At 41.5% G+C, this 9,358-nt stretch carries 7 protein-coding genes; 5 read left to right on the top strand and 2 right to left on the bottom strand.

Translation table 11 applies throughout. The annotated features are described in order from the left end of the window. A partial coding sequence (gene crtD, locus CK510_RS20245; protein WP_095723419.1) for a C-3',4' desaturase CrtD occupies nt 1-1,369 on the bottom strand: 1,369 nt, incomplete at its 3' end. A gap of 185 nt (nt 1,370-1,554) precedes the next feature. On the opposite strand from crtD, the gene CK510_RS20240 reads away from it, so the two are divergent. Next, a complete protein-coding gene (locus tag CK510_RS20240) occupies nt 1,555-2,880 on the top strand; it encodes a M16 family metallopeptidase (protein WP_095723418.1) in 1,326 nt (441 codons plus the stop codon). Nucleotides 2,881-2,997: 117 nt separating this feature from the next. Then, nucleotides 2,998-3,861: a fructosamine kinase family protein gene (locus CK510_RS20235; RefSeq protein ID WP_095723417.1), complete on the top strand. Its 864-nt coding sequence runs from the start codon at nt 2,998-3,000 to the stop codon at nt 3,859-3,861. A 111-nt stretch (nt 3,862-3,972) separates the two neighbouring features. On the opposite strand, the gene pheS is transcribed toward CK510_RS20235, so the two are convergent. After that, nucleotides 3,973-4,974 (bottom strand): phenylalanine--tRNA ligase subunit alpha, encoded by a 1,002-nt coding sequence (pheS, locus tag CK510_RS20230; RefSeq protein WP_095723416.1) that lies wholly within the window; start codon nt 4,972-4,974, stop codon nt 3,973-3,975. 385 nt (nt 4,975-5,359) lie between these two features. Here pheS and surE point away from each other — a divergent pair, with 385 nt between their 5' ends. From surE to CK510_RS20215, 3 genes are all read left to right on the top strand, one after another. Next, a complete protein-coding gene (gene surE, locus CK510_RS20225) occupies nt 5,360-6,166 on the top strand; it encodes a 5'/3'-nucleotidase SurE (protein ID WP_095723415.1) in 807 nt (268 codons plus the stop codon). A gap of 680 nt (nt 6,167-6,846) precedes the next feature. Continuing rightward, entirely contained in the window at nt 6,847-7,737 is an 891-nt protein-coding gene (locus CK510_RS20220) for an MBL fold metallo-hydrolase (RefSeq protein WP_095723414.1), read from the top strand. A gap of 162 nt (nt 7,738-7,899) precedes the next feature. Continuing rightward, a complete protein-coding gene (locus CK510_RS20215; protein ID WP_211293235.1) occupies nt 7,900-8,949 on the top strand; it encodes a bifunctional riboflavin kinase/FAD synthetase in 1,050 nt (349 codons plus the stop codon). Nucleotides 8,950-9,358: the final 409 nt, after the last annotated feature.

Here is a 9,358-nt window from a genome sequence, read left to right as displayed (position 1 = left end):
CTTCTACATGGATAATGGTTTCGGGTTTTAAGTAAAAATATTTATTTAAATGGGATATGGCATCTTGGGTAAACTTTTGTTTCAACCCTTCGTAATCTTCAGTTTGCCACCATTGTTTCACATCCACAAATGAAGAAGCAATAATTGTTGCTTTGCCTTCAGGAGCGCGTCCATCTCCTTGATGACTAACTGACACAAATAAGGAATTATTTTCTGCGATCGCGTACCCGCGTTGCGCTTCGCTTATCGCACCATTGGCATCATCTAAAAATTGCAGATGGGGAGGGCATTCAGCAGGGATTGCACTGGCTTCTACACCAAGATATACAACAAATGCTCCGGAGGGTGAAGTTAGCTTTTCAACGCGCTTTTTGTAACCTCGTGGGGCTTTATCACCTAATAGTTGCACTAAATTTTGAACGGTGACATTGACAACAATATGTTCGGCTGTTTCTTGCCAAACTTCACCTGTTTTCTGGTTCTTAATTGTGACAGATTTAGCTTTTCCATTCTCCAATTGAATATTTTCGACAGTATGACGCATTAATAACTTCCCCCCATCCCGTTCCAAAGCGCCCACCAAAAGGTCACTGAGAACCTGCATACTCCCTTTGAGGTGGAATAGCCCTTGGGGTGATTGGGATACTGCCAAAGCGGTTGCAGCATAGAGTAATGCTGTTTCTTCTGCACTCACCTGGGAATATAGCTTAAGTTGCAAATCTAAAAATGTCCGCAACCGATTGTCATTTTCCAAACCGTAAGCACGCAAGGCATCCCCGACTGTGGATAGTATATAGGGTACTGTAATCAAGGTCTGCGATCGCACGGCTCGGATTAACTGCCACAAGTCCCAAATATTCCTTGGTGGTAATACGGGATTCCGTCCTTGAAAATCCCAACTGGCTTTAAATAACGATGCCAGTAAACCCCAAAATGGTTCACTACCGGGAAACTGACGCTGACGCTCCTCTTGCCATTTCTCCGGGTTTCGCCAAACATTAATTGGGGTGCTTTCCCCTGGTAAGAATACCGCACATGCTGGGTCACATGGTGTCGCTTCCGGCAAATCGATTTCTAATTCGGAAAAAATACGATGGTGAATACCTCCAGGTTCTAATCCTGCCACCTGGGTTGCCCCCACGTCAAAGGTAAAGCCCTTGCGTTTGAATGTGGAAGCACAACCACCTGGTACTATGGCTTGGTCGAGAATTAACACCTCGTAACCACGATGAGCTAGTAGTGCTGCTGCTGTTAACCCACCAATTCCCGCACCGATCGCAATGATACGAGACTTGCGATCGCCCTTGGAAACACCCCGTTGCGACTCAAAATAAGTATCCCCATTATGAATATTAGAATTATTTAGCATTGTTAATATTCTTTACATTTGTTAATACTTCTCATTTTCATTTTAGAGGATATGTAAAAAAATTCTGCCAATTTTGAATTTTGTACAGACAAACCACCTCAACGTCTCTACCTAAAATTCGGAATTCTGACTTCTGACTTCCTACTTAGGTAGAATAAGAATGTACGGAAGCCGCGAAAACCCGAATGACCTCCTCAACCCTGACGAAATTGCCTCGACTCAATTCTCCTCAACTGCATCATTTACCCAACGGATTGACAATTGTGGCAGAGCAAATGCCAGTTGATGCTGTAAACCTGAATATGTGGTTAAACGTCGGTAGTTACGTAGAACCTGATGCGATTAATGGCATGGCTCATTTCCTCGAACACATGGTATTTAAAGGAACTGAGCGACTAATAAGCGGAGAGTTTGAACGCCGTATTGAAGAAAGAGGAGCAGTAACAAATGCAGGCACAAGCCAAGATTATACGCATTATTACCTAACTTGTGCCCCCAAGGACTTTGGAAAATTAGCACCATTGCAAATCGATGTTGTTTTAAATCCGAAAATTGCCGACGATGCATTTGAACGGGAACGCTTGGTGGTTCTGGAGGAAATACGTCGTAGCGAAGATAATCCCCGTCGTCGAGTATTTACAAGGTTAATGGAATTAGGGTTTGCAGATTCACCTTATCGTCGTGCTGTATTAGGGGAAGAAGCGGTAATTTCCCAACTTCAAGCGCAACAAATGAGAGATTTTCACGGGAATTGGTATAAACCTCAGTCGATGACTGCTGTGGTTGTGGGTAATTTGCCTGTGGAGGAATTAATTGGTGTAGTTACGGAAGCTTTTAATGACTATGGGGATAGTCAAGAATTGGATCAAAAATTGAATCAAAAATTAAATATCCAGTCTACATGTTTAAATCAACCAATAATTAGAAATTGTCCAGAAAACCCATTTACAGAGGTTGTTAGGCAGGAATATATTGATGAAACTTTGCAACAAGCAAGATTAATCATGCTTTGGAAAGTTCCAGGGTTAAATCAATTAAATCAAACCTATCCTTTAGATATTTTGTCAGGAATTTTAGGACATGGACGTACATCAAGATTAGTACGTGACTTGAGAGAGGAACGCGGATTAGTTTCACATATTAGTGCGAGTAATATGAACTTGCAAAATCAAGGTTTATTTTATATTTCTGCCCAATGTGCAGTCGAAAATATCCCAGATGTCGAAGCAGCAATATTACAACATATTCACACTTTACAAACAGAATTAGTCAGTGAGGCTGAAATAATTCGCATTCGCAAAAAAGTCGCAAATCGATTTATTTTTAGTAACGAAACACCGAGCGATCGCGCAGGTTTATACGGCTTTTATCAATCATTAATTGGGGATTTAGAACCCGCTTTTAATTATCCTACCCATATTCAATCACAGGATGCAGTTGACTTAATGCAAGCGGCAAAAGAATATTTGTCTCCTGAAGCTTATGGAGTAGTTGTAGTTAAACCCAATTAGAATGCAACAACAGATATTTTTAAATTGAAATTCTCCTCACTCTATAGTCAGGAGATTCTCTTTTTGCTTGTATTTTTTGACCTTTTTACCCAGGCAAATTATAATCCAAAATAAAAAATGTGGACTGAAATAGAAAAACATATCAGCCAAGTAACCAATAACCAATTTCAAATCCTACAAAAAAAGTCAGTTAGTGGTGGTTGCATTAACGAAGGTTACGCAGTTTCTGACTATGATAAGATTTACTTTGTTAAACTGAACCAAGCATCACAAATTGCCATGTTTCAAGCCGAAGCATTAGGTTTACAACAAATATTTGATACCAGGACTATCCGCGTACCAAAACCCTTGTGTAGTGGAATTGCTGAAAATTCCTGTTACCTAGTGCTGGAATGGCTAGAAATGGTTCGTGGGAATGCCAAATCTTGGGAAATGATGGGACGAAAACTAGCAGCGATGCACAAAGTCAGTAACAAAAAGGGCTTTGGTTGGTATACAAACAATACCATTGGTTCAACTCCCCAAGTAAATACCCTGACGACTGATTGGGTTGAATTTTATACTCAGTACCGGATTAAATTTCAACTCAGACGGGGTAAAAGCAAAAGTGGACGTTTTCCCCAAACTGAAGAGTTACTTACAGCGATACCTGAATTACTAGCAGGACATAAACCTAAACCATCCTTAGTTCACGGTGATTTGTGGGGAGGAAATGCAGGATTTACGGTAGAACGGGAACCTGTAATTTTTGACCCAGCGATTTATTATGGCGATCGCGAAGTTGATATTGCCATGACTGAATTATTTGGTGGATTTCCTCCAGAATTTTATCGCGGTTATAACGAAGTATTTCCCTTAGATTCTGGTTATGAATTACGCAAGAACCTGTATAATCTTTATCATGTTGTCAATCACTTTAATTTATTTGGTGGTAATTATGAATCCCAGGTAAACCAAATGATTTCTCAGCTATTGCGATAATTTATGGCATCTTAAAGATATTTTCTAAACTTTGTGAATTCTGTGTAATTACCCTTAAAATTAAGATGTATTTTGCACTTATTTTAGGACAGAATATCGTTATTGCCCAAACTAAAACTGCTGCAAAAAGCGTAAATCACTCGAATACAAACGACGAATATCATCCATTTGATGTAACACCATCGCAAACCGTTCCACACCAAAACCCGCAGCAAACCCAGTATACACTTCCGGATCGTAACCAACAGACTTCAGCACATTTGGATCTACCATCCCACAACCCATAACCTCCAACCAACGTCCATTCCACTGCAAATCCACTTCAGCACTAGGTTCAGTGAAAGGAAAATAACTAGCACGGAAACGAATTGGTAAATCGCCAAAAATTTCTTGCAAAAATACCTTAATTGTGCCCTTGAGGTCAGTAAAAGTTAAACCCTCATCAATCGCCAAAAGTTCGATTTGATGGAACACTGCCGAGTGAGTTGCATCAACCGTATCCCGACGGTAAACCCGTCCAGGAGCAACAACCCGAATCGGAGCTTCTTCAGCCTCCATGTAGCGAATTTGCACAGATGAAGTATGAGTCCGTAACAGATTCCCATCGGGTAAATAGAAGGTATCCTGCATATCACGGGCAGGGTGATCGGGAGGCGTATTCAGTGCCTCAAAGTTATAATAATCACTTTCCATTTCTGGACCCTCAGCCACCGTATAACCCATGCCGACAAAAACATCTAAAGCACGGTCAATAATACCATTCAGAGGATGAATACGACCTTGAGGACGGAAAATACCTGGCATCGTCACATCCAGGGTTTCTGACTCCAGCAGTGCCTGAATTTTGGCAGTTTCTAAAGCATTGCGTTGTTTGTCCAGACTAGTTTGCAGAGCTTCCTTAACAGTATTTGCGATCGCGCCAATTTTCGGTTTCTCCTCTGCGGGGAGTTTACCCATACTACCGAGAATCGCCGAAAGCTGACCCTTTTTACCCAGATAGCTAACCCGCAACTCCTCCAGACGCTCTAATGTGTCTGCTTGGGATATTGCCCCTTCCGCATCAGTTCGCAATGTCAAAAGTTGAACTTCTAAATCACCCAGTCCGTTACTCATAATCTCGTAAATAATATTTTTTAATTAATACAGCAGCATCTAAATCTGAATCAGTAAATTAAATTCTCTTTTATTTCTCTCTTCCTTGGCGTTCTCTGCGTCTTGGCGGTTTATCACATTGCTGAGTCTACTACATTTCGAGTCTTTCAGGTCAACCCAAAAATCAAATCTGGGCAAAATTATGTATAAGTTTTCTGTCCAATATTTTGCATTTTTGGCAAAATTCCCAAAATTTCAATTAATTTTAATAAAAACTGCCACAAAATAGACAAAATCTATAAGTATTATAATTATGCAATAGATATTTTTCTAAATCGGTTGCAATTTTTGCATACCAACTTGTCAACCAATATTTTTTGAGAAAACCGAGAGTACTAAAAACCAGATGAAACTGCTGATTAGCAACGACGATGGAGTTTCGGCTTTGGGTATCCGCACTTTAGCCAATACCCTAGCAGAAGCAGGACACGAAGTTACAGTTGTCTGTCCAGATCGAGAGCGATCGGCAACCGGACATGGGCTGACTTTGCACCAACCAATTCGCGCAGAAATAGTTGAGTCTTTATTTTATCCATCAGTAAAAGCTTGGGCTTGTGATGGTACTCCTTCCGATTGTGTCAAATTAGCTTTATGGGCTTTGCTAGATTCCCCCCCCGATTTAGTTCTATCCGGAATTAACCACGGAGCAAACCTCGGCACAGAAATACTCTACTCAGGAACAGTTTCGGCAGCAATGGAAGGTGTAATCGAAGGTATTCCCAGCATCGCTTTTAGTTTAACCAGCCACACAATTAGAGAATTTCAACCAGCAGCAAATTTTGCCAAAACCTTAGTGGGACAGTTAGCAGAGAATCCCTTACCTGAATTAATGCTCTTGAATGTGAATGTTCCTGCCGTTAAACAGGAAGAAATTGCTGGAGCGATAATTACACAGCAAGGAGTGCGTCGTTACGTAGATGTATTTGATAAACGGACAGACCCACGTGGTAAAACTTATTACTGGTTAACCGGAGAAGTACTGGAAGATATCGAACCACCAATTGGACTTAATTTACCACAAGATATACCAATCGATGTACATGTTATTCGTGATAACTATATCAGTATTACTCCTTTGCAATATAACCTTACTTACACCACAGCTTTAACTCAATTGTCGAAGTGGGAATTGAAATTTCCTCTTTATGACTAGAGATTAGCAGAAAAACCATGTCGTTTATGAAGCTTGCTTTTATTCTCATTCATCCTTCGGTAAGAACCAGCGCAAAATGACTAATACCCATTACCCAATAACCTACTAAAATATGCATTACAGCAAAAGTTAAGCAGTAAATGAGCTATAAAGCAGGAATGGTTATAAAAGTTACTTAGGGACTTCCAGAAAATAAAATCTCCAAATCAGATATTTACCAACCCTATCATACGTAAAGGTGGGGTCTCCCCACCCCTACAATATTGGAGAATTTATTTCTTGGTATTCCCTTAATTGTAATTAATTTGTCTTAATTGACATACCTCCTCGTCCTAAAGAAGCGAGGATTCCTTAACACTTCGCTGAGAGGTGCTACCGAAGTAGTCTTATCTTCTCTCCATGTTCGTTTAGAGTCTCCCAATGCCCTATGGCGACAATATCTATTGTACCAGAATCTTTGACAAAGCCGTCCGAGAAGGACGTAGCTCTGTATCCCATTATTTTGGTCAAAAATGGCTTTAGTTAATAAAATAGCCATTTATCTAGTATGAATTTCGGCAAAAGTAGGTGTTTAGTGTTACTCATGAATACACGACACTGACATTTACTTAAAGACAGCGTAAACTGTACAAAACAATTAACATTTTTTGATCGCCCACTCAGTCCAGCAAGCAACACCCATGTCTAGGATAGAGAAACAATTTAATGTGAATTTTTGGGGCGTTCGCGGCAGCATCCCCTGTCCAGGACCGAATACCGTCCGTTATGGCGGTAATACCCCTTGCGTTGAGATGCAAGTGGGCGGTAAACGCTTAGTTTTCGATGGTGGTACAGGGCTACATGTTTTGGGGCAATCCTTATTGCGTCAAATGCCAGCCGAAGCCCATATCTTTTTTACCCATTCCCATTGGGATCACATGCAGGGCTTTCCTTTCTTTACCCCAGGTTTCGTCAAAGGAAATCGTTTTAGTATTTATGGCGCGATCGCACCCGATGGTTCGACTGTAGAACAGCGTCTGAATGACCAAATGTTGCATCCAAACTTTCCAGTTCCCTTGCAAATTATGCAGGCTGACTTGAATTTTTGTGATGTCACACCAGGGGAAGCAATCAAAATTGACGATATTCTCGTGGAAAACGCACCCCTAAACCATCCTGGAGAAGCCGTAGGCTATCGAGTTAACTGGCATGGTGGGGCTGCCGTTTATGTCACCGACACCGAACATTATCCCGATCGCCTTGATGAAAATGTGTTGTGGTTAGCCCGTGACGCTGATATTCTTATCTACGATTCCACCTATTCAGATGAAGAATATCATTCTCCAAAATCACCGAAAATTGGCTGGGGACATTCAACATGGCAAGAAGCAATCAAAATTGCCAAAGCAGCCAATGTCAAAACCTTAGTCATATTTCACCACGATCCAGCACATGACGATGACTATCTAGATCAGGTTGGATTGCAGGCAAAAGAGAAATTCCCCGGAGCAATCATGGCAAAGGAAGGAATGGTGCTTCCAATCCCAGTATCTGCCCCCTTATCAGAAATAGTTCCTGTTAGCCATCTCTAAAATCCGACTACATGGGAAAATTACAGTCGGAGAGATTCGAGATTTTAGATTAGATTGGAGATTGGGAGCATTGAGCTTTTAGTCGTTATTTAGTTATTGCTTCAGCGAATGACAAATAACCACAAGCCAATATCTCAATAAACCTAAAATCCCAGAATTGACGTGCTAAATCTGTCTCCAAATGGGTGTTCCGTGTCGGTTACGAATTCGACTGAATTAGCTTTCTTCCCTGCTGCCGTTGCATTGGGCAAGTTTGACGGCTTGCATCGCGGGCATCAACGGGTAATTCAACCTATCTTAAAAGCACGAGAAACAGGGGAAGCGAAGGATTTATTAATTTCTCCGGCTTCTTCTAATTTCCCTGTGTCTGAAGGCAAGCACGTATACTCTACCGTTGTCACTTTCAACCCGCACCCACAAGAGTTTTTTAGCGGCAAACCTCGTGCTTTACTCACACCCCTTGATGAAAAAGTCCAACAATTGCGATCGCTTGGTGTTGAGCAACTAGTACTATTACCCTTCGATCGGGAATTATGTTCCCTAACACCAGAAGAATTTGTCGAAAAAATTCTGGTCGAACAGCTCCAAGCAACCCAAGTTAGCGTCGGGTATGACTTTCATTTTGGTTCCAAACGTAGCGGTACTGCCCAAGATTTACAAATTATCGCCGCCAGATATAATATTCCCGTTGCGATCGCTCCCCTGGAAACTGAAGATGGCGATTCATCATCATCCCCAGAAACCAATCCCATTAGTACCTCATTCATCCGCGAAGTTCTCGAAACTGGTGATGTCGAACGTGCCAAGCAGCTATTAGGACGAGCATACAGCCTGATTGGAACCGTCACCAAAGGTCAGCAACTTGGTAGAACCATTGGTTTCCCCACTGCGAACCTAGAGTTACCCAAAGATAAATTTTTGCCCCGTTTGGGAGTCTATGCTGTGCGTATTTACAGGGTTAGCGACACATCAGCGCAGCTAGAACCACTTGCTTTTGGGGTGATGAATATTGGCAACCGTCCCACCATTAATGGCATCAATACCATAGTTGAAGTGCATTTATTCGATTGGTCAGACGATTTATATGGGCAAAAACTCGCAGTTCAGCTAGAAAAATTTATCCGTCCCGAAACCAAATTTCCCTCCCTCGAAGCCCTCAAAAGCCAAATTCAACAGGATTGCATTACTGCCAAAGTTTTTTTCGACACATAACGTTAATTTTTCTGAGTTCCGGGAACACTGTATATAGGACCCAAAAAGTAAAGTCAGGGTACGGTCAAAAGCCGTGCCTTTATTTATGAAAGGCAGAAGGGAATAAAGCGAATAAAGCGAATAAAAAATCTTGTTTGTTACCGTTTTCTACCTCCAGCAGAACTCAATACTCGTCGGTTAAGGATTTTTTGTTCCTATTTTTGGTGTGTAGAGACGTTGCAGTGCAACGTCTCTACGGGGCTACAGTGTACACACAAGTTTGATTTCCCTTCATATCCCGGAAATCATCCCCCCTAACCCCCCTTTCCAAGGGGGGAAAATAAAAAGTCTAATTCCCTCCCCTTAGCAAGGGGAGGGTTAGGGTGGGGTTCTTTTATTTGGGGCAATTCGAGTACTTGTCTGTACACCG

The organism is Brunnivagina elsteri CCALA 953, from assembly GCF_002289455.1.
Lineage (GTDB): Bacteria > Cyanobacteriota > Cyanobacteriia > Cyanobacteriales > Nostocaceae > Brunnivagina > Brunnivagina elsteri.
Note: the sequence above shows the minus strand (reverse complement) of the source record. Positions and strands in the feature narration are given on the sequence as shown.

Bases quoted from the DNA above. Each gene is read 5' to 3' on its own strand.
- CK510_RS20240 (WP_095723418.1), top strand. From the start codon at position 1,555: ATGACCTCCTCAACCCTGACGAAATTGCCTCGACTCAATTCTCCTCAA.
- CK510_RS20235 (WP_095723417.1), top strand. From the start codon at position 2,998: ATGTGGACTGAAATAGAAAAACATATCAGCCAAGTAACCAATAACCAA.
- pheS (WP_095723416.1), bottom strand. From the start codon at position 4,974: ATGAGTAACGGACTGGGTGATTTAGAAGTTCAACTTTTGACATTGCGA.
- surE (WP_095723415.1), top strand. From the start codon at position 5,360: ATGAAACTGCTGATTAGCAACGACGATGGAGTTTCGGCTTTGGGTATC.
- CK510_RS20220 (WP_095723414.1), top strand. From the start codon at position 6,847: ATGTCTAGGATAGAGAAACAATTTAATGTGAATTTTTGGGGCGTTCGC.